This is a genomic window from Micromonospora globbae (assembly GCF_036184225.1).
In the GTDB taxonomy this organism is placed as follows: domain Bacteria; phylum Actinomycetota; class Actinomycetes; order Mycobacteriales; family Micromonosporaceae; genus Micromonospora; species Micromonospora globbae.
The window spans coordinates 3,078,935-3,103,302 of sequence record NZ_CP108084.1 but is presented as its reverse complement, the minus strand read 5'-3'; the positions used below and the strand labels follow the sequence as shown (position 1 = coordinate 3,103,302).

21 protein-coding genes are annotated in these 24,368 nt (G+C 72.5%); 14 read left to right on the top strand and 7 right to left on the bottom strand.

Annotated elements, in window-relative coordinates:
* Positions 1-357: 357 nt before the first annotated feature.
* Complete coding sequence (locus tag OG994_RS13685; protein ID WP_328853718.1) at positions 358-1,923, top strand: MFS transporter; 1,566 nt, start codon at positions 358-360, stop codon at positions 1,921-1,923.
* Positions 1,924-1,934: 11 nt separating this feature from the next.
* Entirely contained in the window at positions 1,935-2,543 is a 609-nt protein-coding gene (locus OG994_RS13680) for a TetR/AcrR family transcriptional regulator (RefSeq protein WP_120328710.1), read from the top strand.
* A 62-nt stretch (positions 2,544-2,605) separates the two neighbouring features.
* Here the strand turns inward: OG994_RS13680 and OG994_RS13675 are convergent, their stop codons facing one another.
* Positions 2,606-4,525, bottom strand: a complete 1,920-nt coding sequence (locus tag OG994_RS13675) for a helix-turn-helix domain-containing protein (RefSeq protein WP_120328709.1) — start codon at positions 4,523-4,525, stop codon at positions 2,606-2,608.
* A 14-nt stretch (positions 4,526-4,539) separates the two neighbouring features.
* Positions 4,540-5,322 (bottom strand): 3-hydroxybutyrate dehydrogenase, encoded by a 783-nt coding sequence (locus OG994_RS13670; protein WP_120328708.1) that lies wholly within the window; start codon positions 5,320-5,322, stop codon positions 4,540-4,542.
* Between the two features lie 222 nt (positions 5,323-5,544).
* Between OG994_RS13670 and ruvC the strand changes: the two genes are divergently transcribed.
* The 8 genes from ruvC (at position 5,545) to OG994_RS13630 (ending at position 14,919) form a co-directional block, all read left to right on the top strand.
* Positions 5,545-6,072: a crossover junction endodeoxyribonuclease RuvC gene (gene ruvC / locus OG994_RS13665; protein WP_120328707.1), complete on the top strand. Its 528-nt coding sequence runs from the start codon at positions 5,545-5,547 to the stop codon at positions 6,070-6,072.
* Positions 6,069-6,671 carry a Holliday junction branch migration protein RuvA gene (ruvA, locus tag OG994_RS13660; RefSeq protein WP_120328706.1) on the top strand — a complete coding sequence of 201 codons (603 nt, stop codon included), beginning with the start codon at positions 6,069-6,071 and terminating at the stop codon, positions 6,669-6,671. The genes ruvC and ruvA overlap by 4 nt, the downstream gene beginning before the upstream one ends.
* The gene (ruvB, locus tag OG994_RS13655) at positions 6,668-7,732 is read left to right on the top strand and encodes a Holliday junction branch migration DNA helicase RuvB (protein WP_120328705.1); all 1,065 of its coding nucleotides are present in this window, start codon (positions 6,668-6,670) and stop codon (positions 7,730-7,732) included. The genes ruvA and ruvB overlap by 4 nt, the downstream gene beginning before the upstream one ends.
* Positions 7,733-7,870: 138 nt before the next feature.
* Positions 7,871-8,209: a preprotein translocase subunit YajC gene (gene yajC, locus OG994_RS13650; RefSeq protein ID WP_240032936.1), complete on the top strand. Its 339-nt coding sequence runs from the start codon at positions 7,871-7,873 to the stop codon at positions 8,207-8,209.
* Positions 8,210-8,479: 270 nt separating this feature from the next.
* Positions 8,480-10,399, top strand: a complete 1,920-nt coding sequence (gene secD, locus OG994_RS13645) for a protein translocase subunit SecD (RefSeq protein ID WP_192902139.1) — start codon at positions 8,480-8,482, stop codon at positions 10,397-10,399.
* A gap of 1 nt (position 10,400) precedes the next feature.
* Positions 10,401-11,579 carry a protein translocase subunit SecF gene (gene secF / locus OG994_RS13640; protein ID WP_328853465.1) on the top strand — a complete coding sequence of 393 codons (1,179 nt, stop codon included), beginning with the start codon at positions 10,401-10,403 and terminating at the stop codon, positions 11,577-11,579.
* A 106-nt stretch (positions 11,580-11,685) separates the two neighbouring features.
* Positions 11,686-12,252: an adenine phosphoribosyltransferase gene (locus tag OG994_RS13635; protein WP_120328701.1), complete on the top strand. Its 567-nt coding sequence runs from the start codon at positions 11,686-11,688 to the stop codon at positions 12,250-12,252.
* A 195-nt stretch (positions 12,253-12,447) separates the two neighbouring features.
* Positions 12,448-14,919, top strand: coding sequence for a RelA/SpoT family protein (locus OG994_RS13630; protein ID WP_328853717.1), 2,472 nt, complete (start codon positions 12,448-12,450; stop codon positions 14,917-14,919).
* A 225-nt stretch (positions 14,920-15,144) separates the two neighbouring features.
* On the opposite strand, the gene OG994_RS13625 is transcribed toward OG994_RS13630, so the two are convergent.
* From OG994_RS13625 to OG994_RS13615, 3 genes are all read right to left on the bottom strand, one after another.
* Complete coding sequence (locus tag OG994_RS13625; RefSeq protein ID WP_328850485.1) at positions 15,145-16,344, bottom strand: IS110 family RNA-guided transposase; 1,200 nt, start codon at positions 16,342-16,344, stop codon at positions 15,145-15,147.
* A 308-nt stretch (positions 16,345-16,652) separates the two neighbouring features.
* Positions 16,653-17,540 carry a peptidylprolyl isomerase gene (locus OG994_RS13620; protein ID WP_120328699.1) on the bottom strand — a complete coding sequence of 296 codons (888 nt, stop codon included), beginning with the start codon at positions 17,538-17,540 and terminating at the stop codon, positions 16,653-16,655.
* A gap of 7 nt (positions 17,541-17,547) precedes the next feature.
* On the bottom strand, positions 17,548-18,447 hold the full coding sequence (locus OG994_RS13615; protein WP_120328698.1) for a peptidylprolyl isomerase: 900 nt from the start codon (positions 18,445-18,447) through the stop codon (positions 17,548-17,550).
* Positions 18,448-18,709: 262 nt separating this feature from the next.
* Between OG994_RS13615 and OG994_RS13610 the strand changes: the two genes are divergently transcribed.
* Both OG994_RS13610 and hisS read left to right on the top strand, forming a co-directional pair.
* Positions 18,710-19,429 (top strand): MBL fold metallo-hydrolase, encoded by a 720-nt coding sequence (locus OG994_RS13610; RefSeq protein ID WP_120328697.1) that lies wholly within the window; start codon positions 18,710-18,712, stop codon positions 19,427-19,429.
* Positions 19,430-19,484: 55 nt separating this feature from the next.
* Positions 19,485-20,813, top strand: a complete 1,329-nt coding sequence (gene hisS / locus OG994_RS13605; protein WP_328853464.1) for a histidine--tRNA ligase — start codon at positions 19,485-19,487, stop codon at positions 20,811-20,813.
* Between the two features lie 115 nt (positions 20,814-20,928).
* Here hisS and OG994_RS13600 read toward each other — a convergent pair whose 3' ends face one another.
* Positions 20,929-21,444, bottom strand: a complete 516-nt coding sequence (locus OG994_RS13600; protein ID WP_120328695.1) for a PaaI family thioesterase — start codon at positions 21,442-21,444, stop codon at positions 20,929-20,931.
* Positions 21,445-21,500: 56 nt separating this feature from the next.
* On the opposite strand from OG994_RS13600, the gene OG994_RS13595 reads away from it, so the two are divergent.
* Positions 21,501-21,977, top strand: a complete 477-nt coding sequence (locus tag OG994_RS13595) for a winged helix-turn-helix transcriptional regulator (protein WP_120328694.1) — start codon at positions 21,501-21,503, stop codon at positions 21,975-21,977.
* Positions 21,978-22,130: 153 nt separating this feature from the next.
* Here OG994_RS13595 and OG994_RS13590 read toward each other — a convergent pair whose 3' ends face one another.
* Positions 22,131-22,961: a GDSL-type esterase/lipase family protein gene (locus tag OG994_RS13590; RefSeq protein WP_328853463.1), complete on the bottom strand. Its 831-nt coding sequence runs from the start codon at positions 22,959-22,961 to the stop codon at positions 22,131-22,133.
* A gap of 252 nt (positions 22,962-23,213) precedes the next feature.
* Between OG994_RS13590 and OG994_RS13585 the strand changes: the two genes are divergently transcribed.
* The gene (locus OG994_RS13585) at positions 23,214-24,260 is read left to right on the top strand and encodes a S1 family peptidase (RefSeq protein WP_328853462.1); all 1,047 of its coding nucleotides are present in this window, start codon (positions 23,214-23,216) and stop codon (positions 24,258-24,260) included.
* Positions 24,261-24,368: the final 108 nt, after the last annotated feature.

The following is a 24,368-nucleotide window of genomic DNA, read 5'->3' as shown; positions in this document are numbered from 1 at the left end:
CCGCGCGTTCCGCGCGTTCCGCGCGGTCCTCGGCCAGCCCCCGCCCACACGGCCCTGTCCACCAGCCCCGTCGATCATGAAGTTATTGCCGCGGCACGCCGTCGACGAGGGCAATAACTTCATGATCACCGGGGCGGGGGGCGCCCGTGATTCGCGCCATCGCGACCCCCGTGGACCCGCGAAAGCCCATGGCGCCCGTTCGGCCGTGGCTGCTGCCTCCCCCGGGCGGAGGCGTGACGGCGGACACAAACGATACGGACCTGTTCCGTATCGTTAATCGCGGTCGTAGGCTGACCGAAGTTTCGAGTCTGACCCGTATCGTATTTCACGGTCGGGGAACCGGGGGGAATGACGGAGATGGAGATCCGCGACAACACGGGCCACCCGAGGAGGTGGGCGATCCTGGGAGTGCTGGTGATCAGCCTCCTCGTGGTCGTCCTCGACAACACGATCCTGAACGTCGCGCTGCGTACGCTCGCCGACCCGGTGCACGGGCTGGGCGCCAGCCAGGGCGAGCTGGAGTGGGCGATCAACTCGTACACCCTGGTCTTCGCCGGACTGCTCTTCACCTTCGGCGTGCTGGGCGACCGTGCCGGGCGTAAGCGGTTCCTGCTGATCGGCCTCGTGCTGTTCGGCCTGTCGTCGCTGCTGTCGGCGTACGCCCAGAGCCCGGCCCAGCTGATCGGCGCCCGCGCCCTCATGGGCATCGGCGGCGCGGCGATCATGCCGGTGACGCTCTCGATCATCTCGAACGTCTTCGACCCGCGCGAGCGGGGGCGCGCGATCGGCGTCTGGGCCGGCGCCGTGGGCCTGGCCGTGGCGATCGGCCCGGTCCTCGGTGGTGCGCTGCTGGAGCGCTACTGGTGGGGTTCGGTCTTCCTCATCAACGTGCCGGTCGTCGCGCTCGGCGTGATCCTGGTGGCCCTGCTGGTGCCCGAGTCGCGGGACCCGAACCCGGGCCGTGTCGATGTGTTCGGCGTGGTGCTGTCGGTGGTCGGCCTCGTCGCGTTGACGTACGGCATCATCGACGGCGGCGAGCACGGTTTCGGTCGCCCGGTGGTGTGGGCGGCGATCGTGGGTGGCGTGGCGGTGCTGGCCTGGTTCGTGGCGGTCGAGCGGCGCAGCGACCACCCGTCGCTGGACGTCCGGCTGTTCAAGGTGCCGCAGTTCGCCGCGCCGGTGGCCATCGTCGGCCTGATCTTCTTCGCGGCGATGGGCGTGCTGTTCTTCAGCTCCTTCTACCTGCAACTGGTCCGCGGCTACAGCCCGCTGGAGACCGGTCTGCTCTTCCTGCCGTTCGCCGGCGCCCAGCTGATCTTCGCGCCGCGCAGCGCGGCGATGGTCCGGCGGTACGGCGGCAAGGCGGTGGCGGCGGTCGGGCTGGCGTTGACCGTGGTCTCGCTCGGCGCGTTCGCGTTCGTCGACGCGCAGACTCCGATCTGGATCGTGCTGGTCTTCTACTTCATCCAGGGCGTGGGCATGGCCAACATCATGCCGCCGGCCACGGAGTCGATCATGTCGGCGCTGCCCCGGGAGAAGGCCGGCGTCGGCTCGGCGGTCAGCAACACGATCCGGCAGGTCGGGGGCGCGCTGGGCGTGGCGGTGCTCGGCTCGGTGCTCTCGGCCGTCTACCGCTCCGACGTCGGGTCGGCCCTGACCGGCCTGCCGGCGGGAGCGCGGGACACGGCGAACGAGTCCATCTCCGGCGCGTACGCCGTGGCCGGCCAGCTCGGGCCGGCGGCGCCGAAGCTGCTCGCGGCGGCCAACGACTCCTTCGTCACCGCCATGCACTGGGCCGCGGCGCTGTCCGCGCTGGTCGCTGCGCTCGGCATCGTCGTGGCGCTGCGCTGGCTGCCGGGACGGGCGACCACCTCGGTGCGGGAGGTCACGACGGCCGAGCCGGAGTTGGCCGGCACCGCTTAGGTTCGGCGACAATGTCCGACATGACGTCCCACGCCGATGCTCCGCGGTCGCCCGGTCGGCCGCGGAGCACCCGCGCCGACGAGGCGATCATCGATGCCACCCTCGACCTGCTCGCCGAGGGCACCACCGTCGAGGCGCTCTCGATCGAGGCGATCGCCAGCCGCGCCGGCGTGGGCAAGGCGACGATCTACCGCCGCTGGCCGGGCAAGGACGCCCTCCTGCGGGACGCCCTGAGCATCCTCAAGGGCGTTCCGCCGGAGCCGGCCGGCCGCTCCGTCCGCGACGACCTGGTGCTGCTCCTCGGCACGGTGGGCCGCAACGCCGACCCGCGCGCCGAGAAGATCATGCCCTGCCTGCTGCCCGAGGTGAACCGCACGCGGGACCGCTACGAGCTCTACCAGGGCGTCATCGAGCCCCGGCGGGCGCGGCTGCGGGAGGTGCTGCACCGGGGTGTACGCACCGGCGAGCTTCGCGCCGACCTCGACATCGAGCTGGCCCTCGCGTTGCTGACCGGCCCGATGCTGATCCAGCGGGTGCTGCGCTGGCATCCCGAACTGGACGACACGGTGCTGCCGGAGCGAGTGGTCGACGCGGTCCTGGAGGGCATCCGGGCCCGCTGACCGACCGCGCCCGGCTGACCCGGCGGGGCGGCGGCGAGCCCGGCGACGGCCCGTCGCGGCCCTCAGCGGGCGGGGGAGCGCAGGCGGTGCAGGCGCAGCGCGAGCTGTACCTCCAGCGCCCGCTCGGGCTTCTGCCAGTCGGCGCCGAGCAGCTGCCCGACCCGCTCCAGCCGCTGCGTCACGGTGTTCACGTGCACGTGCAGCTGCTCGGCGGCGCGGGCCAGGCTGCCGCCCACACCGAAGTAGGCCTCCAGCGTCCGGACCAGCGCGGTACCGCGCCGCGCGTCGTAGTCGATCACCGGTCCGACGGTGGTGGTGAGGAACCGCTCCACGTCCCGGTCGCCGCCGTCGCCGACCGCGCCGAGCAGCAGCCCGACGAAGCCCAGCTCGGCGGTGCTGGCGCCCTCGCCGGCCCGGCCGAGCGCGCCGAGCGCCGTGAGGCAGCGGTTCGCCTCGTGGAACGCCACCGCCAGCGACGCGGGCCCGGTCGACGGGCCGCTCGCCCCGGCGGTCACCGGCCGGCCAGTCACCCGGGACAGGTCCCGGGCCACCGCGCGGGCGCTGGCGCCGGCGTCCTGGCCGGGGAGCATGAGCACCACGCGGCCGTCGCGGGCCGCGGCGAGCCCGCCGCGGGTCGAGGCGTACGTGGTGGCCCAGGAGAGCACCCGCTGCCGGGCCGAGCCGGTCGCGGCGATCGCGTCGTCGCCGACCGCCACGAGCACGTGCGGTGCGTCGAGGTCCACGCCGAGACGGCGGGCGCGGCTGCGCAGGGCGTCGGCGTCGCGCAGCGGCCGGGCGATGAGGTCGTCGAGCAGCTCGCCGCGTACCCGCCCCTCCGCCTCGGCGACCGTACGGCGGAACAGCAGCAGCAGCGCCGTCACCAGGGCGGCCCGCTCCAGGATCCGCTGGTCGGCGTCGACCAGCTCCTCGTCGGGGCGCAGCACCAGCGCGCCCAGGTTCTCCGCGCCGGCCACGACGGCCGCGTACCAGAGCGACCCCCGCCGCACGCTGCGCCCCTCGGTGCGGGACGCGGCCACCGCCTCGACGATGTCCGCCCGGTCCGGCTCCTCTATCTCGCCGACGCGGGCCAGCAACCGCCCCTCGGCGTCCAGCGCGAGCAGCGCCCCGCCGAGCACGTCGGTCACCGCGGCGGCCACGTCCTCCACCCCGCCGCCCCGCAGCACCAGGGCGGTCATCCGGTCGTGGGCGGACGCCGCCCGCTCCACCGAGCTGCTGTGGGCGCGGATCGTGGTGTTGGCGGCCGACAGCTCGGCCAGCGCCGAGCGGGTCTCGGTGAGCAGCCGCGCCGTGTCGATCGCCACCGCCGCATGGGCGGCCAGCGAGACCAGCAGGGCCACCTCCTCGCGGGCGAACGGCCGCGCGGAGCGGTTGGCCGCGTAGAGGACGCCGATCGACGTGGAGCCGAGCCGCAGCGGCACCCCGAGGATGGCGACGAGCCCCTCCTCGCGTACGCCCGCGTCGATCTCACCGGTGTGGTGGAAGCGTTCGTCCTCGGCGTAGTTCGCCGTCACGTACGGCGCGCCGGACTGGGCCACGAGCCCGCCGAGCCCGGCGCCCATCGGCAGCCGCAGCCGTTGGAAGCGGGCGGAGACGGAGCCGTCGGTGACGCGCATGTACGTGTCGCCGCGCTCGTCGTCGTTGAGGGTCATGTACGCCACGTCGGCGCCGAGCAGGTTCCGCGCCCGGTGCACGATGGCCCGCAGCACGTCGTCCAGGTCGCGCAGGCCCGCCAGGTCGCTGGCCGTGTCGTACAGCCCGGACAGCTCGATCTCCCGGCGGCGCCGGCGTTCCAGCAGCGCGCGGACCCGCAGCGCCACCGTCTTCGCCTGTTCCAGCTCGGCGAGCTGGTCGGCGGGGAGGCCGGCGGCGCGGGCGGCGACGAGCGGCCCCTCGAACTCGACCGCGGCCGCCTCCCGGGCGAGCAGTTCGAGGAACTCCACCGGCGAGGACACGACGCCCATTGTGCGCGGGGCCACTAGCTCGCCGTCCAGCCCCCGTCGAGGGCGATCGACGCGCCGGTGATGAAGTCCGCCGGCGGGGAGCAGAGGTACGCCATCAGCTCGGCGACCTCCTCCGGCTCGATCAGCCGCTTGATGGCCGCGCGGGCCAGCATGATCTTCTCGACGACCTCGGACTCCGCGATGCCGTGGGTCGCCGCCTGGTCGGCGATCTGGCTCTCCACGAGGGCGGTGCGCACGTACGCCGGGTTGATGCAGTTGGCGGTGACACCGTGCGCGGCGCCCTCCATGGCGACCACCTTCGACAGCCCTTCGAGGGCGTGCTTGGCGGAGACGTACGCGGACTTGTACGGCGAGGCGCGCAGCCCGTGCACCGAGGAGATGTTGACGATCCGGCCCCAGCCGCGGGCGTACATGTGCGGCAGTGCCCGCCGGATGATCAGGAACGGCGCCTCCACCATGACCCGGTGCAGGTAGGCGAACCGTTCGGCGGGGAAGTCCGGCACCGCGGCGACGTGCTGCAACCCGGCGTTGTTCACCACGATGTCCACGTCCGTGTCGATCCGGTCCACCGCCTCGGCGTCGGCCAGGTCGACGCCCTCGGCCCGGCCGCCGGTCTCGGCGGCCACCGCCTTGGCCGCCTCGACGTTGCGGTCCACCACGAGGACGGCCGCTCCGGCCGCCGCCAGCCGCAGGGCGCAGGCCCGGCCGATGCCACCGCCACCCCCGGTGACCAGGGCGGTCCGACCGGTGAGGTCGACGTTCACGACGTGGGGGACCGCCACGGGTTCTGCCGTCATGGCGCACAAAGTTACGAGCTGTGTGGCCGGGCGCACATGGGGCGGTGACACATACTCGACCCCCAGGGTGTGTGGGAGCACGGCACTTCGTCGGGCCGGTCCGCCGGCGGGAGGCGATGTCGGTGGACGGAGGCGTCCCGGCGTGTCCCGTGGGGAGGGTGTCACCGGGCATCGGTAGGGTGTCGAACACACGTACTGCCGACGGTTGGGGGAGGAGGCGGCGTGCGCGTGCTCGGCATCGACCCCGGGCTGACCCGGTGTGGGGTCGGCGTGGTCGAGGGTGTGCCCGGCCGTGCCTGCACCCTGGTCGCGTACTACGTGGTCTACACCGACCCGGCCGACGAGCTGCCGGTCCGCCTGCTGCACCTGGACCGCTCGCTGACCGAGCTGGTGGCCGAGCACCGGCCGGAGAGCGTGGCGGTGGAGCGTGTGTTCAGCCAGCACAACGTCCGCACCGTGATGGGCACCGCCCAGGCCAGCGGGATCGCCGTGCTCGCCGGGGCGCGCGCCGGGCTGCCCGTGCAGACGTACACGCCGAGCGAGGTGAAGGCGGCCGTGACCGGCTCGGGTCAGGCCGACAAGGCGCAGATGACGGCCATGGTCACCCGGCTGCTGCGGCTCCCCGAGCCGCCCCGGCCGGCCGACGCCGCGGACGCGCTGGCCCTGGCCATCTGCCACATCTGGCGCGGCGGTACGCGTTCGAAGCTGGCCGCCGCGGCCGACCGGGCCCGACGAGGAGGAGTCAGATGATCGCCAGTGTGCGTGGCGTGGTGACGGCGACCGGTCCCGACCAGGCCGTCATCGAGGTCGGTGGGGTGGGCCTGGCGGTGCACTGCGCGCCGTCCACCCTGGCCGAGCTGCGGGTCGGCCAGCCGGCCCGGCTGGCCACCAGCCTGGTCGTCCGGGAGGATTCGCTCACCCTCTACGGGTTCGCCGACGACGACGCCAAGCAGCTGTTCGAGCTGCTGCAGACCGCCAGCGGGGTGGGGCCGCGGCTGGCGCAGGCGGTGCTGGCCGTGCACACGCCCGACGCGGTGCGCAAGGCCATCGCCAACGCCGACACGGCCGCGCTGACCCGGGTGCCCGGCATCGGCAAGAAGGGCGCCGAGCGTCTGGTGCTGGAGCTGCGCGACCGGATCGGCCCGGTGCCGGTGGGCGCCGACGGCGCGGCCGGTGTCACCGGCGGCTCCTGGCCCGACCAGGTGCGCCAGGCGCTCGTCGGGCTCGGGTGGACGGCCGCGCAGGCCGACCAGGCCGTGGCGGCGGTCGCCGAGACCGTCGACGGGCCGACCCCGCCCGTGCCGGTGCTGCTCAAGCAGGCCATCCGGCTGCTGGGCCGCACCCGATGACCGGCGACGGCCTCGTCTCGGCGTACGTCAACGAGGAGGACCGGGACGCCGAGGCCAGCGTGCGCCCGAAGCGGCTGGCCGACTTCATCGCGCAGGACCGGGTCCGCGACCAGCTCGACCTGCTGCTGAAGGGCGCGATGCGGCGCGGCAGCCCGCCCGACCACATCCTCCTGTCGGGGCCGCCCGGGCTGGGCAAGACCAGCCTCGCCAACATCGTCGCCGCCGAGCTGGGCTCGGGCATCCGCGTGACCAGCGGCCCGGCCATCGAGCGGTCCGGTGACCTGGCCGCCATCCTGACCAGCCTCGCCGAGGGCGACGTCCTGTTCATCGACGAGATCCACCGGATCGCCCGGCCGGCGGAGGAACTCCTCTACAGCGCCATGGAGGACTTCCGCGTCGACGTGGTGGTCGGCAAGGGCCCGGGCGCCACGGCGATCCCGCTGGACGTGGAGCCGTTCACCCTGGTGGGCGCGACCACCCGGTCCGGCCTGCTGACCGGCCCGATGCGGGACCGGTTCGGTTTCGTGGCCCACCTGGACTTCTACTCGCCGCAGGATCTCGAGGCGTTGCTGCACCGTTCGGCGCGGATCCTCGGTGTGCCGATCACCGACGACGGCGCCGCGGAGATCGCCGGCCGGTCCCGGGGCACCCCGCGGATCGCCAACCGGCTGCTGCGCCGGGTCCGCGACTTCGCCGAGGTCCGGGCCGACGGCGTGGTCACCCGGGAGACCGCCCGGGCGGCTCTCACGGTGTACGACGTGGACGCGCTCGGCCTCGACCGGCTGGACCGGGCCGTGCTCACGGCGCTGGTCGACTCGTTCCGGGGCGGCCCGGTCGGCCTGTCCACGCTCGCCGTGGCCGTGGGGGAGCAGCCGGACACGGTGGAGGAGGTGTGCGAGCCGTTCCTGGTCCGGGCCGGGCTGCTGGCCCGTACGCCCCGGGGGCGGGTGGCGACCGAAGCCGCCTGGCGGCACCTCGGCCGTACGCCCCCGAATGGTACATTTGGTGCCGATAACCCTTCCGCGCCCGATCTGTTCTCGACCGCGCCCGATGAGCCGTGATCCGAACGTGATCTGCGCCGCATTCGGCGTTCCCAGGTGCAGGGATTAGACTCGCCGCGGTCTGTACAGGACGTGAGAATCTGCCTCCGCTCCGGCGCGCCCGCGCCCGGTGTGGGGCCAATGGGAAGGTCTAACAGCGTGCATTACGCACAATCGGCAGGCGGGGCCGGCAGTCTGACGCCGATCCTGATGATCGTGCTGCTCTTCGGTGTCATGTACTTCATGATGATCCGCCCGCAGCAGAAGCGTCGCCGGGAGGCCGAGGCCATGCAGGCCGCGCTCTCCCCGGGCGACGAGGTGGTCACGATCGGCGGGCTCTACGGCACGGTCACCGGCGTGGACGACGAAACCGTCCTGCTCGAGGTCGCCCCCGGCGTGCAGACCCGGTACGCACGGCCGGCCATCGCCCGGGTGGTCACCCGGGCCGAGCTTCCGGCCACCCCGGCGAACGAGGACGCGGACACCGTCAAGGAGTGACCCGCCGCCCACCCCGACGGTCGTCCGCCGGGGCGGGGCAGCGGACGCGCCGGGCCCGCGCGGGACAGCGGGCGCGACGCAACAACTGGATAGTCGGGTCGACGCCGGGCGTCGGCACACCTCCGTGACCGGTCGGCGCACCCGTGCCGTCCGCGGGAGCGCGGTGCCGCGTCCCGCGTCGGGCCCGGGTGGACCCGTCGGCCGGCGACCCCGGCCGACACCGTCGCCGCGGGGGCGGCGGCGCGACCGTTACAGGGAGACAGGACAGCCGTGGCACCACCTCAGGGACAGATGCGCCCCGGACGGCAGTTGGCCGTGCTGGCGGGCATCTTCGTCGTCCTCTACCTTCTGGTGTTCTTCTCTGGCGGCGCCAGCGGCAGCTTCAAGGACCGGCTCGAGCCCCGGCTCGGCCTGGACCTGATCGGCGGCACGCGGCTGACGCTCGAGGCGAAGAACACCGTCAACGGCCAGGCCCCGACGGCGGAGAACCTCGAAGAGGCCCGCCAGATCATCGAGAACCGGGTCAACGCGTTCGGTGTGGCCGAGGCCGAGGTGGTCACCGAGGGCAACCGGAACATCGTGATCTCCCTGCCCGGTGAGAACCGGGACCTGACCGACGTGGGCAGCCCGGCCGAGCTGCGCTTCCGCAAGGTGCTCAAGGCCGCCGACGGCAGCGGTGCGGTGCCCGCGCCGGCGCCGACGCCGTCGGCCAGCGCGAGCCCGGCCCCGTCGGGCAGCGCGTCGCCGAGCGCCACCGCCTCGCCGAGCGCCAGCGCCTCCGCGAAGGCCACCGCCTCCCCGTCCGGCGGGCAGGGCGGCATGGCGCCGGCGCCGAGCGCCAGCGCCAGCGCCACCCCGAGCCCGTCCGCGTCGGCGAGCGCGTCCGCCTCGCCCTCGGCGAGCGCCAGCGAGGCGCCGGTGCCCGCGAGCATCGAGGAGCAGCGCAAGGCCGTCGAGCAGAAGGTGGGGGCGGCCGCCTGGACGGCCGCCAGCGGCCTGCAGGCTCCCGCGGATCTCTCCGACCCGGCGACGGCCGAGAAGCTCAAGCCGTTCAGCACGCTGAGCCCGCAGGAGGTCGCCGTCCTGCCGGCGACCATGCAGTTCAACGTGCCGACGATCAGCTGCGCCCAGCTCGACGACCGGCCGCCGGCCTCGATCTCGGACCCCAACCAGCAGGTCGTGGCCTGTGAGGGTGGCGCCGCGAAGTACCTGCTCGACAAGGCGAAGGTGCTGGGCACCGACGTCGACGACGCCAGCGCGGTGCTCGACACGACCAACAGCTGGGTGGTCAGCCTGAACTTCACCGGCGACGGCCAGAAGAAGTGGACCGACCTGACCCGCGAGTCGTTCAACAACGACGGCAACGCCTGCGAGGCCGCCGCCCTCGGCCCGGACGGCAAGTGCCGCGTGGCCGTCGTGCTCGACAACGAGATCATCTCCTCGCCGGAGATCCAGGGCGTCCTCACCGGCGACTCGCAGATCACCGGCAGCTTCACCCAGAAGGACGCCAGCACGCTGGCCAGCCAGCTCCGCTACGGCGCGCTGCCGGCGACCTTCGAGGCGCAGGAGCAGCAGAACGTCTCCGCCACCCTGGGCGCCAGCCACCTGCGGGCCGGTCTGCTCGCGGCCGGCATCGGCATGCTGCTGGTCATCATCTACGCGTTCTTCTACTACCGCCTGCTCGGCTCGGTGATCTTCCTGAGCCTGCTGCTCTCCGCGCTGCTGGTCTTCGGCGCGCTCGTGGTGCTCGGGCGGACCATCGGGTTCACGCTGACGCTCGCCGGTATCGCGGGCTTCATCGTCTCGCTCGGTGTGGCCGCCGACTCGTTCGTCATCTACTTCGAGCGGTTGAAGGACGAGATCCGGGAGGGCCGCAGCCCGCGTAGCGCGGTTCCGCGGGCCTGGGCGCGTGCCCGCCGTACGATCATCTCGGCCAACGCGATCTCGATCCTCGCGGCCGTGGTGCTCTACATCGTGTCGGTCGGCACGGTGAAGGGCTTCGCCTTCGCCCTCGGCCTCGCCACGGTGCTCGACCTGGTCGTGGTGTTCCTCTTCCGACACCCGATCATGACGATGTTCGCGCGGACGCGCGCGTTCCTCTCGCCGCGGGTCAGCGGCCTCGGCCGCATCCTGCACTCGGCCGAGACCGAGCAGGCCACCACCCGCCCGTCCCGTGTGAAGGAGGCCTGACATGGCCCGCAGCGGTCTGGCCACCCGCCTCTACCGGGGCGAGGCCGGTCTCAACATCATCGGCAGGCGCAAGCTCTGGTTCTCGGTGGCCGGCCTGCTCGTGCTCGTCGCGGTGCTGAGCTTCGCCTTCCGGGGCTTCACCCTCGGCATCGAGTTCGAGGGCGGCAACTCGTTCCAGGTGCCGGCCAGCGTCGGCACGCTGAACCAGACCGAGGACCGGGTCAACACGATCCTCGGTGACGAGGCCGGCGGGGCCGCCGTGGAGTCGGCCCAGCGGGTCGGCGGCGCCGGCGGCGAGTTCTACGAGTTCCGCACCGCCGTGCTCACCTCCGACCAGGCGAACGCCGTGAAGGCCGAGCTGGCCCAGGAGTTCAACCTCGACGAGGACCAGATCAGCGCGAACCAGGTCAGCGCGGCCTGGGGCGGCCAGTACACCGAGCGCGCACTGCTCGGTCTGGTCATCTTCATCGCGCTGGTGATGCTCTACCTGATCATCCGGTTCGAGTGGCGGATGGCGGTCGGCGCGGTCTCCTCGCTGCTGCTCAACCTCGTCCTCACGGCGGGCGTCTACTCGCTGGTCGGGTTCGAGGTCACGCCGTCGACGATCATCGGGTTCCTCACCATCCTGGGCTTCGCCCTCTACGACGTCGTCGTGGTGTTCGACAAGGTCCAGGAGAACACCCGGGGCATCACGGCGAACAACAACCAGACGTACGGCGAGGCCGCGAACCTGGCCATCAACCAGACCCTCATGCGGTCGATCAACACGAGCCTCGTGGCGCTGCTGCCGGTCGGTGGCCTGCTCTTCATCGGCGTCCCGCTCGGCGCGGTCACCCTGCAGGACCTGGGCCTGGTGCTCTTCGTCGGCATGCTCGTGGCGGTCTGCTCGTCGGTCTTCTTCGCCACGCCGGTGCTCTCCCTGCTCAAGGACTACGAGCCGCGGATTCAGGCGCACACCAAGCGCGTCCTGGCCCGGCGCGGCGCCATCGCCCGTGGCGAGCTGAGCCCGAAGGGCACCCCGCGTCCGGCCGCCGGCCGCGAACCCGCCGACGTGGAGGCCGCCGCGCTGGCCGGCGCCGCCCCGAAGGTGGGCGCGCGTCCCACGGGCAAGCGGCCGACCGGCACCCGGGGTGGGCGTCCGGGCGGCGGTGGGAACCGGCCGGGCGGGAAGCGCCGCTGACGGTCGACCGGGGCCGACCCGGTCGGAGACGACCTGACGGCGTCCTGCATGCTGTGCGAGCAGCACGCAGGACGCCGTCGTCGTCGGAAGGGAGACGGGAGCTGCCGTGACGGAGACCCACAGCGCCGAGGTGCGCGGTGACAGCGGCGAGGCCACGGCCCGCCTGGTGGCCAGCCGGGTGCTGGACGTGCCCGACTTCCCCAAGCCCGGGGTGGTGTTCAAGGACCTGATGCCGCTCTTCGCCGACGGCGAGGCGTTCCGCGAGGTGATCGACGGCATCGTCGCGTACCACGGGCGGGACACGTTCGACACCGTGGTCGGCATCGAGGCGCGCGGCTTCGTGGTGGCGGCCGCGATCGCGTACGCCGCCGGGGTCGGCGTCGTGCCGGTCCGCAAGGCGGGCAAGCTGCCCCGCGCCGCCTACGCGGCGTCCTACGAGCTGGAGTACGGCGAGGCGACGCTGGAGGTGCACCAGGACGCGTTCACCGCCGGCCACCGGGTGCTCGTGGTCGACGACGTGCTCGCCACCGGCGGCACCGCGGCGGCCACCCTGGACCTCGTCGAGCGGGCCGGCGGCACGATCGCCGGCTTCACGGTGCTGCTGGAGCTGAGCTTCCTGGGCGGCCGGCAGCGGCTCGCGCCCCGTCCGGTCCATGCCCTGCTGACCGTTTGACACCGGCGACCGTCGGACGGACCCGGCCCGGTCCGTCCGGCGGAGCGGCAGGGCACCGTCCGTGCGGGTAGCATTGCCCTTTGCTGACGCCGACGGTGAGCCGTCCGGCGGCGGCGCGAGACCAGGCCGACCGGACGGTCGGCGTGATTCCGGCGAGCGGTGAGGAGGCCGGTGTCCCACGATGTCGTCCCTCCGGTGGAGGGCACGGTGCACCCGACAGGCGACGCGAACGGCTCGGTGACCGACCGGAACGGCGGCGCGACGGCCCGGGTGACGGGCTCTGGCAACGGCACGGCCGGCACCGCCGACGGCGCCCGGTCCCACCCGACCCGTCCCACCGCCGACGTCGTGGTCCCGCTGCGCGGCGACGGCGCGGGGGAGCCGGCGCCGAGCGCCGGGTTCGCGCTCGCGAGCGCGCCCACCGGGCGGCGGGTGCGGGCACGTCTGGCCCGCTTCAACGCGCCCTGGCAGACCTCCCAGGTGAGCGAGGTGCTCGAACCGCTCATCGCCCTGCACCGGGAGAACCACCCGAAGGCCGACGCGCGGCTGCTCCAGCGCGCGTTCGACACGGCGGCGCGGTGGCACTCCGGGCAGTACCGCAAGTCCGGCGACCCGTACATCACGCACCCGCTCGCGGTGGCGACCATCCTGGCCAATCTCGGGATGGACACCACCACGCTGGTCGCGGCGCTGCTGCACGACACGATCGAGGACACGGAGTACACGCTCGACCAGATGCGCGCCGACTTCGGCGGCGAGGTGGCGTTGCTCGTCGACGGGGTCACCAAGCTCGACAAGGTGAAGCTGGGCGACGCGGCCAAGGCCGAGACCATCCGCAAGATGGTGGTGGCCATGGCCAAGGACCCGCGGGTGCTGGTCATCAAGCTCGCCGACCGGCTGCACAACATGCGGACCCTGACCTTCCTGCCCCGGCCGAAGCAGGAGCAGAAGGCGAAGGAGACGCTGGAGATCCTCGCTCCGCTGGCCCACCGGCTCGGTATGAACACGATCAAGTGGGAGCTGGAGGATCTGGCGTTCGGGACGCTGTTCCCGAAGCGGTACGAGGAGATCAACCGGCTCATCGGGGAGCACCAGCCGCAGCGCGAGGCGCTGCTGCGCCAGGTCACCCAGAAGGTCGGCACGGACCTGAAGGCCGCCAAGATCAAGGCCGAGGTGACCGGCCGGCCGAAGCACCTCTACTCGATCTACCAGAAGATGATCGTGCGGGGGCGCGACTTCAACGACATCTACGACCTGGTCGGGGTGCGGATCCTGGTTGACACGGTGCGCGACTGCTACGCGGCGCTGGGCGTGATCCACGCGAACTGGCAGCCGGTGCCGGGGCGATTCAAGGACTACATCGCCATGCCCAAGTTCAACATGTACCAGTCGTTGCACACGACGGTCATCGGGCCCACCGGCAAGCCGGTGGAGATGCAGATCCGCACGTACGCGATGCACCGCACGGCCGAGTTCGGCATCGCCGCGCACTGGAAGTACAAGGAGCAGAAGGGCGCCCAGATCGTCGGCCCGCCCGCGCACATCGACGAGATGACGTGGCTGCGCCAGCTGCTGGACTGGCAGCGGGAGGCGGCGGACCCGAGCGAGTTCCTCGACGCGCTGCGCTTCGACCTGTCCAGCCAGGAGGTGTACGTCTTCACCCCGAAGGGTGACGTCATCCCGCTGCCGACCGGGTCGACGCCCGTGGACTTCGCGTACGCGGTGCACACCGAGGTCGGGCACAAGTGCATCGGGGCGCGGGTCAACGGCAAGCTGGTGCCCCTGGAGTCGACGCTGTCCAACGGCGACGTGATCGAGATCTTCACGTCGAAGTCCGACACGGCCGGCCCCACGCAGGACTGGCTCGGCTTCGTGAAGAGCCCGCGGGCCCGTACGAAGATCCGCCAGTACTTCAACAAGGAGCGGCGCGAGGAGGCAATCGAGGCCGGCAAGGACGCGATCGTCAAGGCGATGCGCAAGCAGGGCATGCCGCTGCAGCGGATGCTCACCTCCGACGCGCTCATGGCGATCGCCCGGGACCTGCACCTCGCCGACGTCGCCTCGCTCTACGCGGCGGTCGGCGACAGCCAGGTCAGCGCGCAGTCCGTGGTGCAGAAGCTCATGGCGTCGTACGGCGGCGAGGAGGGCGCGGCGGAGGACATCGCCGAGACCGCCGTCGCCACCCGGCCCCCGCGCAGCCGGGCCAGCAGCCACGACCCCGGTGTGGTGGTCCGCGGCGTCAGCGACGTCTGGATCAAACTGGCGCGCTGCTGCACGCCGGTCCCGCCGGACGCGGTCTTCGGCTTCGTCACCCGCTCCGGCGGGGTGAGCGTGCACCGGGACGACTGCGCCAACGCCGAGGACCTGAAGGCGCAGAGCGAGCGGGTGGTCGAGGTGAGCTGGAAGCTCACGTCCGCCTCGACGTTCCTCGTGGCCATCCAGGTGGAGGCGCTCGACCGGCACAAGCTGCTGGCCGATGTCACCCGGGTGCTCTCCGACGAGCGGGTCAACATCCTCTCCGCCACGGTCACCACCACCCGGGATCGGGTGGCGGTGAGCCGGTTCAGCTTCGAGATGGCCGACCCGAAGCACCTCGGCCACCTGCTGGCCGCGGTCCGCAAGGTGGACGGCGTCTTCGACGCCTACCGAGTGACCTCCGGCGCCTGACCCACCCCGCGCCCGGGGTGCCGGCGCGAGTGCCCCCACGAAGGCGTGCCCGAGCGCGCTGCAGCCCCGCCGATCTTGCACTTCTGGCCCCTGGCTTGGGCAGGAATGCCCCTTTTGCCGGGGCACAAAGTGCAAGATCGCGGGGAGCCCATGGGGCCACGAGGCTATGGGGCTATGGGGTTCCGGTTCTGGGGTACTTGCGGGGGGGTGTCCCTATGGGTTTCGTCAAGCAGCGACGGGGGCCGTCGGGCGTGGTTGGTAGGGGGTCTTGTGGCGGAGCATGGCGAATAGGACGTCGCAGCGGCGTCGGGCGAGGCAGATGAGGGCGGCGTTGTGGCGTTTGCCTTCGGCTCTTTTGCGGTCGTAGTAGGCGCGGTTGATGGGGTCGGTGAGGGCGGCGAACGCGGCGAGGAAGAAGGCGCGTTTGAGTTGCTTGTTGCCGCCGCGGGGTGGGTGTTCGCCGCGGATGCTGCTGCCGGAGCGGCGGGTGACGGGTGCCAGACCGGCGTAGGCGGCGAGGTGCCCGGGGGTGGCGAATGCGGTGCCGTCGCCGACTTCGAGCAGGATCCGGGCGGCGGTCCTGACGCCGATGCCGGGCATCGAGGTCAGGACCGAGGCAAGAGGGTGTGCATCGAGCATCCTCTCCACCTCGGCGGCGACCTGGTCACGCTGCTGGAGCACGTCACGCAGGCTGTCGGCCAGCCTCGGCAGGATCGTCTCGGCCGCCGTGGTGCCGGGAACCGTGACGGTCTGCTCGTCCAGGGCCGTCATGATCTGCTCGACCAAGCGCTCGCCCATCCGAGGCGCGTTCTTGCCCGCGATCGCGGCCAGTTTGCGGCGGCCAGCCTTGCGCAGTCCGGCCGGGCCGCCGCAGCGCGACAGCAGCTCCAGCACGGCCTTGTGTTGCACCTTCGGACCGAGCACACGTTCCAGAGCGGGATGGATCTGGGTGAGCAGCCCCCGGATCCGGTTCGCCAGGCGGGTGGCCTCGCCGGCCAGGTCGTCGTCGAAGCCGACCAGGACCTCAAGCTCGGCCAGGGCGTCGTCGCCGACGTCAACACGGCGCAGCGTGTGCGGCAGGCTGCGGGCGGCATCAGCGATGACGTAGGCGTCGCGGGCGTCGGTCTTCGCGGCGCCGGGGTGCAGGTCGGCGATGCGGCGCATCGCTAGCCCGGGCAGATAGGCGACCTGGTGGCCGCAGGCACGGGCGACCGCGACCGGTAGCGCCCCGATCGAGGCGGGCTGGTCGACCACGACCAGCACTCGCCCGTGCCGGGCGAGCTTGTCGAACACCTGCCGCAGCTTGGCCTCGGTATTGACCAGCGCCGCGTCGTGCAGCCGCTTGCCCTCGCGGTTCAGGGCGACGGCGTGGTGCCCGTCCTTGCCAACATCCAGACCAAGAAACACCTGGTAATCACCGTGCACCACATCGCCTCCCCGCGACGTCGACGCCCCAGCCCGGTCGCCGATCTGGCGTCGACTGCCGGCAGCCACGTTACGAAGAGACCTACCCCAATACCGCAGGTGGCCGTGTCCCTATCAGCGGTCCGTCGACGCCACCCGACCCGGCGACAACACCCCCCGGATCATCCGTACGACAGGGGCAGTAAGTCATACCGGGCCGGGCGACCGAGCAGTCCCCGGCTGGGGACGATCAAAAAGGTAACGGGTTACGTGAAGGCGCCCGTCGGTCCAGGGGGCCGGCGGGCGCCTTCACGTGGTGCGTGGGAGGCTCAGCCGCCCTGCGGAGCGCTCATCGTCAGCTTGTTGATGACGATCTCCTTCTTCGGGTGGCCGCCACCGGCCTGCTGCGCGAAGGCCCCGTCGTCGCCGGCCTTGGCCACGTCCTTGACGATGTCCAGGCCGCCGGTGATCGTGCCGAGCACCGTGTAGTTCGGGTCCAGCGGCGAGTCGCCGTAGACGATGAAGAACTGGCTGCCCGTGCTGCCCGGCTGCCCCGAGTTGGCCATGGCGATCACGCCCTCCGGGTACGGGGGCCGCTTGTCGGTCGGCAGGTTCTCCTCGGCCATCCGGTAGCTCGGGCCGCCGGTGCCGTCGGTCTCCCGCCAGCCCTTGCCGGTCGCGCTCGGGTCACCGCACTGGAGCACCTTGATGCCTTCGGTGACCAGCCGGTGGCACTTGGTGTTGTCGAAGAAGTTCTTCTCGGCCAGGTGGGTGAAGCTGCCCGCCGTGCACGGCACCTCGGAACGGTCGATGTGCGCGGTGATCTGCCCCAGGTTGGTGTCGATCGTCATCGTCTGGGTGCCGGTGTTCGACTGCTGGTTGGCCGGCAGCCCGACGTCCTTGATCTCCTTGATCCGCTGGTCGGAGGGGATCTCCACGTAGGCGCACTGGGACATGCCCGGCGCCGCGGCGTCGGTGCCGGTGGTGTCGTCGTCACCGCCCAGGCTGGTGGCGAGCCAGATGGTGCCGGCCACCACGAGCAGGAGGGCGAGACTCGCCCCGACGATCGCCTGGGTCTGCCGGCGCTTGCGGGCCCGGGCCGCGCGCTCGGCCATCTCCTTCTCGAGCCGGGCACGTGCCGCCGCGCGCTGCCGCTCTCTGGTGGACGTCACGCCTGGATCCTCCTGGGGCTGTCTGTCTGGGCCGCTGGGTGCCATGGTCGGGTCAGCCGGCGTTCGGGCTGGCCGAGGGGGCGCCCGACGGGGTGCCCGAGCCGCTCGGCGTCGGGGCCGGCGCGCCGGTGGTCGGCTCGCCGACCGTGAGGCTCTGGATCACCACGTCGGTCTGGGGCTTGACCTTGGCTCCCGACCCATTGTCCACGGTCGGCAGCGTGCCGATCTTCTCCAGGACGTCCAGGCCGCCGGTCACGGTCCCGATGACCGGGTAGGTCGGCTGCGGCGGGTCGTAGTCCTTGAAGAAGAGCAGGAACTGGCTGCCGTTGGCGCCCGGCGGGTTGGCGATCATCGCGACCGTGCCCTTCGGGTACGCCGGCGGGCGCTTGCCGGTCGGGCTGGGGGACGGGCTCGGGTCCGGGGCGTCGGGCACGTTCTCGTCGTAGAACGAGTACGTCGGCCCGCCCAGGCCGGTGCCGCTCGGGTCGCCGCAGCGCAGCGCGCCCTCCGCCGTGATCTCGTGGCACTTGGTGTTGTCGTAGAACGACCGGCTCGCCAGGTGGGCGATGCTCGCCCCGGCGCACGGGGCGGCGGCCAGGTCGAGCGAGGCCGTGATCGGCCCACCCTGGTTGGTGGTCACGGTCATCGTCCGGGTGCCGTCGGTCGGCAGCCCCGTGGTGGGCGGGGTGCCCACGTCCTTGAGGTTGGTGTTGGCGGAGGCGTTCTGCGGGGTCCAGAGGCAGACGTCCTCGGCGGCCGTGTCCTCCGCGGGCTCCGAGTCGAAGGCGCCGAGCGCCCAGGCCGACCCGACCACGATCAGCGCGAGCACCACGGCGACGCCCACGCCGGCCTGGATCTGCCGCCGGCGCCTGACCCGGGCCGCCCGCCGGGCCATCTGCCGGTCGAGCTTCGCCCGCGCGAGTTTGCGCTGCCGGTCCCTGCTGGAAGCCACCCGTGCTCCCCTTCCTCTACCCTGGTCGTCACCGGCGTCGCGGGGCGCTTCGCGCCCGTGCGGGCCAGTGCGCCACGCCACACGCCCGCCAGAGTGTACGGCCACACGCTGTGAATGTGGTGTACGAGGTCCGGCCACCCCCGATCGGAGCGCGTCACTGGGCCCCGTGGGGACCGCGGGACGGATGGTCCGCAGAACGGGACGCGCGGCGCCGGTTAGGCTGCTGGGGGACGCACCGCAGCTCGACGGAAGGGGAGCGGACGTGCTCGTGGCCGGCTTTCCCGCCGACGCCTTCGGCTCCAACTGCTACGTGGTGGCGCCGGCGCCGGGGGAACAGTGCCTGATCGTCGACCCCGGCATCGGCGTGCTCGACCGGCTCGACGCCGTGCTCGCCGAGCACCGCCTGCACCCGGCCGCCGTCCTGCTCACCCACGGCCACCTCGACCACACCTTCTCGGTGGCGCCGGTCTGCGGGGCGCGGGGGATCACGGCGTACATCCACCCGGGCGACCGGGAGATGCTGGCCGACCCGGCCAAGGGGCTGTCCGCCGACCTCACGGCGCTGTTCGGCGGGCGGCTGCCGTACACCGAGCCGGAGGACGTGGCCGAGCTCGTCGACGGCGCGACCCTCACGCTGGCCGGGCTGGAGATCACCGTCGACCACGCGCCGGGCCATACCGGCGGGTCGGTGCTGTTCCGGATGCCCGGCGCGGGCTCGCCCTGGGAGGCCGACGAGATCTGCCTCTCCGGGGACGTGCTCTTCGCGGGTTCGATCGGACGCACCGACCTGCCGGGCGGCAGCATGCGGGACATGCTGGCCAGCCTGCGGGGCAAGATCCTCCCGCTGGCCGACGACACCGTCGTCCTGCCCGGCCACGGCCCCACGACCACGATCGGCCGTGAGCGCGCGACCAACCCGTACCTCATCGAGGTGGCGGAGTCCGGCGACGCGAGCCCGGCCGTACCGACCCGCGGTCTGTGACGACCGCGACCCACGACCTCGCCGCGCGGTCCGCGCGGCGCCCGAGGAGTACGTCATGAGCAAGCCCACGCCCATTTCCGGCTTCCCGGAGTGGACGCCGCCGCAGCGGATGATCGAGCAGTTCGTGCTCGACCGCATCCGCGCCACCTTCGAGCTGTACGGCTTCGCCCCGCTGGAGACCCGCGCCGTGGAGCCGCTGGACCAGCTGCTGCGCAAGGGGGAGACCTCCAAGGAGGTCTACGTGATCCGGCGGCTGCACGCCGACGAGCACGAGCCGGCCGGTGACGACGCGCTCGGCCTGCACTTCGACCTGACCGTGCCGTTCGCCCGGTACGTGCTGGAGAACGCCGGCCGGCTGCAGTTCCCGTTCCGCCGCTACCAGATCCAGAAGGTGTGGCGCGGGGAGCGGCCGCAGGAGGGCCGTTACCGCGAGTTCGTCCAGGCCGACATCGACATCGTGGACCGGGACACGCTCGCCGCGCACCACGAGGCGGAGATGCCGCTGGTGATCGGTGACGCGTTGCGCTCGCTGCCGATCCCCGAGGTCCGGATCCAGGTCAACAACCGAAAGATCTGCGAGGGCTTCTACCGGGGCATCGGGCTCAGCGACCCCGAGGCGGCCCTGCGCGCGGTCGACAAGCTCGACAAGATCGGCCCGGCGAAGGTGGCCGAGCTGCTGGCCCAGACCGCCGGGGCGAGCGAGGCGCAGGCCAAGGCGTGCCTGGCGCTCGCCGAGATCTCCGCCCCGGACGCCTCGTTCGCCGACGCCGTGCGCGCCCTGGGCGTGAGCGACCCGCTGCTGGACGAGGGGATCGAGGAGTTGGTGCGGGTCGTGGAGACCGCCGCCGCGCACTCGCCCGGGCTCTGCGTGGCCGACCTGCGGATCGCGCGCGGTCTGGACTACTACACGGGGACGGTCTACGAGACCCAGCTGCGCGGCTACGAGCGGTACGGCTCGATCTGCTCCGGCGGCCGGTACGACAACCTGGCCAGCGCGGGCTCGGTCCGGTTCCCGGGGGTGGGCATCTCGATCGGGGTGACCCGGCTGCTCGGTCTGCTCTTCGGCACCGGCGGGCTGTCGATCTCGCGGGACGTGCCGACCTGCGTCCTCGTGGCGGTGACCAACGAGGAGCAGCGGGCGGTCAGCAACGGGGTGGCGGACGCGCTGCGCCGGCGTGGGATCCCCACGGAGGTGTCGCCGAGCGCCGCGAAGTTCGGCAAGCAGATCCGGTACGCCGAGCGGCGGGGCATCCCGTACGTCTGGTTCCCGGGTGCGGACGGCGCGGCCGACGAGGTCAAGGACATCCGCTCCGGCGACCAGGCCCCGGCAACCCCCGAGACGTGGACCCCGCCCGCGACGGACCTACACCCCGTCGTGAGCTGACCCCCCCGTCCCTCCCCGCGATCTTGCACTTTGTGCCCCGACGAACGGGGCATATGCCGCGAGACAGGGGCCGAAAGTGCAAGATCGCGGGGGTGGAGGGCGGGGACGGGGTGGGTCAGGACTCTGGGGGGATGGGGAAGAGGAGGCAGCTGCTTGTGGCGTGGGCGACCAGGCGGTCGCGCGCGTCGGTGAGGCGGGCCTCGGCCAGCGCCGTACGGCGGCCGCGCTGGAGCACCGTCCCCTCGCAGCGCAGGGTGCCGGAGTCGACGGTGACCGGGCGGAGGAACTTCACGTTCAGGTCGAGCGAGGTGTAGCCGACGCCCACCGGCAGCGTGGAGTGCACGGCGCAGCCCGCGGCGGTGTCCAGCAGCGTGGAGATGACGCCACCGTGGACGGTGCCGAGCGGGTTGTAGTGGAACTCCCGGGGCACCAGCTCGACGGTGACGCGACCCTCGTCCGCCGTCATCCGGGACATGTCGAGCAGGTGCATCACCGGCGGCGCGGCGAGCTCCCCGGCGATCATCGCGCGGATCAGCTCCAGGCCACTGCGCCGGCCGAGTTGTGCGGCGTTCTCGGTCGGGTCGGACCAGGAGAACGTGCGGCTGCGGGTCGGGTCCTGCGTCTGCGTCATGGACTCAGCCTGGCAGCGCGTTGCTGAGTCTGTCAACGAGACCTAGCCTGGTGGCCATGAGACCCACGGCACTGGACTGGTCGGTGGAGAACTGCACCATCGCCCGGGCCATGGAGATCCTCGGCGAGAAGTGGACCCTCGTGGTGCTCCGCGAGGTGTTCAACGGCATCCGTCGCTTCGACGACATGCGCGTACGCACCGGGATCCCGCGCCAGGTCCTCACCAACCGGCTCGCGTCGCTCGTGGCGCAGGGGGTGCTGCGCCGCGAGCCGTACCGGGAGCCGGGCAGCCGGGTGCGGCACGAGTACCGGCTGACCGAGAAGGGCCTCGACCTCTGGCCGGTGCTCGTGGCGGTGCTGGGCTGGGGGGACCGCTACCTCGCCGACCCGGACGGCTCGCCGGTGAGCGTCGGGCACCGGGACTGCGGCGCCGAGGTCCGCGTCGAGCTGCACTGCGACCGTGGGCACCGGGTGGCGTCACCGCGCGACGTGGTGCCCCGGCCGGGCCCGGGTGCCCGCCGCCGCGTCGACTGACCACGCCAAGGGGCGATCGTTGGCCCGGCGGGACCGGGCCGACACGCCCGCTCCGCGCCGGCGGGACGATCGTCGTCGGCCGGCGGGACCGGGCCGACACGCCCGCCCCGCGCCGGCGGGGCGGAGCTCAGACGCCCGCCCCGCCGGGCCGGGTCACCAGCCGAAGCCGGCGGCGTACGAGACGTTCGCCAGCACCTGCTGGCCGGTGGCGTTCGGGTGGAAGTAGTCCCAGCCGGAGAGCTGGTTCAGGGTGAACGGGTAGCCGAACACGGCGTTGTCGTCGAAGTCGCAGTTCGGCCCGTACGCGGCGCACGCCTGGGCGAGCTGGGTGTTGTAGTCGATGACCCGCTGGCGTACGCGGTTGCGGCGGTCCACGTCGGCCTGGGCGGTGGAGGTCGGGTTGGCCAGCAACGACTGGCAGATGCCGAAGAGCGACCACGCGGTGCGGGCGCTCGCGCTGTCCTTGCCGACCGACCAGAGCCGGTGGACGTCCGGGATGCTGAGTACCAGTACCTTGGCGTCGGGCAGCCCGGTCCGGAGCCGGTTCAGCGCGGCGTCGATGTTCGCGCGGAAGGTGCTCACCGGGGTCATGCTCGACTCCGAGCTGGTGCAGGCGTCGTTGGCGCCGATCAGCATGGTCACGTAGCCGACGCCCTGGCTGACGGCGGTGCCGGCCTGCCCGTACATGTCGGCGGACTTCGCGCCGGAGCGGGCGTCGTTGTGGTTGTTGCCGCCGATGGCGGGGTTGACGGCGCGGATGCGCAGGTAGTGGCTGTTGACGGCGGAGTTGTCGCCGGTGCTGAACGACCGTGAGGTGCAGTCGACGTACCAGCCGCAGGCGTTGAAGCCGCGCGTGATCGAGTCGCCGAGGCTGGCCATCGCGTTCGGCGGCGGGCCGGGGTCGGCGACGGCGGGGGCGGCGGGAAGCAGGGTGAGGGCGGTCAGTGCGGCGAGCGGGGCGAGCAGGCGCCGGATGGGGGACATGGTGGCCTCCGGGTCGCGGTTGCCGTGGGGAGAGGTGCGGTGAGCAGATGGTATAGACGGCCATCTGTGTCCACAATGTTTCCGGCCGGTGACCGCCGTCGTCCGGGCGAAAAGGGCGAAGCGGAGTCTTGCTTAGGATCTTATGTATGTGAATACTTCAGTGAGTTCGGCCGATTCCCCCAGTTCGGCCGGGCGTCCCCGGGCCCCGCCGCCCCCGGTGCGGGCCGTCGCCCCCTCCCTGGAGGTTGTTACATGCGACCCACGAGGTCCTCACTCCGCCGCGCCGCCACCGTCGCCGTGGCCGGAACCCTGATCGCCGGTTCGCTCATCGGCGCTCCGGCGCAGGCCGCCCCCGCCGCCTCCCCCGACGCCGCCGCCACCCTCTCCGAGCGGCTCGGCGACCGCTCCGCCGGCGCGTACGCCGACGCCAGCGGCAAGATGGTCGTGACCGTGACCGACGAGGCCGCCGCCCGTCAGGTCCGTGCCGCCGGCGCGACCCCCAAGTTCGTCCAGCGCGGCGCGGCCGAGCTGGCCCGGGTCACCGCCGACCTGGAGCGCAGCGTCACCATCCCGGGCACCGCCTGGTGGACCGACCCGGTCACCAACCAGGTCGTCGTCTCCGTCGACAGCACGGTGACCGGCGCCAAGCTGGAGCGGGTCAAGGCGGCCGCGGCCCGGGCCAACGGCGCCGTGCGGATCGAGTCCGAGGCCGGCGTGCTGAGCACCCGCATCTCCGGTGGCCAGGCGATCTACGCCGGTGGTGGCGGCCGCTGCTCGCTCGGCTTCAACGTCCGCAGCGGCAGCACCTACTACTTCCTGACCGCCGGGCACTGCACCAACATCTCCTCGAGCTGGTACTCGAACTCCAGCCAGACGAACCTGCTCGGCACCCGCGCCGGGTCCAGCTTCCCGGGCAACGACTACGGCATCGTCCGGCACAGCAACTCCGCCAACGCGGCCGGCAACGTCTACCTCTACAACGGCAGCTACCGCGACATCACGGGCGCCGGCAACGCGTACGTCGGCCAGTCCGTGCAGCGCTCCGGCAGCACCACGGGCCTGCGCAGCGGTTCGGTGACCGCGCTCAACGCCACGGTCAACTACGCCGAGGGCACCGTCACCGGCCTCATCCGCACCACGGTCTGCGCCGAGCCCGGCGACAGCGGCGGCTCCCTGTTCAGCGGCAGCACCGCCCTGGGCCTGACCTCCGGCGGCAGCGGCAACTGCCGCACCGGCGGCACCACCTACTTCCAGCCGGTGACCGAGGCGCTGAGCGCCTACGGCGTGAGCATCTTCTGATCCGTACCCACGAGCGGGCCGCCGGAGCGCCTCCGGCGGCCCGCTCGCGTGCGCCTTCCTCACCCCCCGGCCGTCCCCGCCGGGCGGCTGACAGAATGCGGGGGAGCA